We start from the raw sequence: 716 nt of genomic DNA on the forward strand, positions 1-716 counted from the left end.
ACGCTGATCGGTGGGCAGTTGTGCGCGCTGCTCGTGCTGGTGGTGCTGCAACAAACGCTCTCCACCGAAGAGCTGAAGGCGTGGGGCTGGCGCGTGCCGTTCGTGATCGGCGCGCTGGCGGCCTTGATCGCGCTGTATCTGCGTAAATCGCTCGACGAAACCACCACGGCCGAGACGCGTCATCGCAAGGAAGCGGGCACGTTGCGCGGTCTGTGGGTGCACAAGGGCGCGTTCATGACCGTGCTCGGCTTCACGGCCGGCGGCTCGCTGATTTTCTACACGTTCACGACGTACATGCAGAAGTACCTGGTCAACACGGCAGGCATGCATGCCAAGACGGCCAGCAACGTGATGACCGCGGCGCTGTTCGTGTATATGGTGATGCAGCCGGCGTTCGGTGCGTTGTCCGACCGCATCGGCCGTCGCCGTTCCATGCTGTTCTTCGGGTTTTTCGCGACCATCGGCACGGTGCCGTTGCTGCACGCGCTGAAAGACGTGACGAGCCCGTATGCGGCATTTGGGCTCGTGGTGTTGGCGCTTGCCATTGTGAGCTTCTACACGTCGATCAGCGGTCTGATCAAGGCGGAAATGTTCCCGCCGGAAGTGCGCGCGCTGGGCGTGGGGTTGTCGTATGCGGTGGCCAATGCGATCTTCGGCGGCTCGGCGGAGTATGTCGCGCTGTGGTTGAAGCAGGCGGGCAGCGAGTCCACGTTCTA

General features: G+C 62.8%; 1 protein-coding gene. It reads left to right on the forward strand.

Features of this window, described 5'->3' with window-relative positions:
- Positions 1-716 (forward strand): MFS transporter (locus P0D71_RS36010; RefSeq protein WP_408483886.1); only part of this gene is annotated, 716 nt, incomplete at both ends.

It is taken from the genome of Paraburkholderia sp. RL17-383-BIF-A, from assembly GCF_046028015.1.
Taxonomy (GTDB): Bacteria; Pseudomonadota; Gammaproteobacteria; order Burkholderiales; family Burkholderiaceae; genus Paraburkholderia.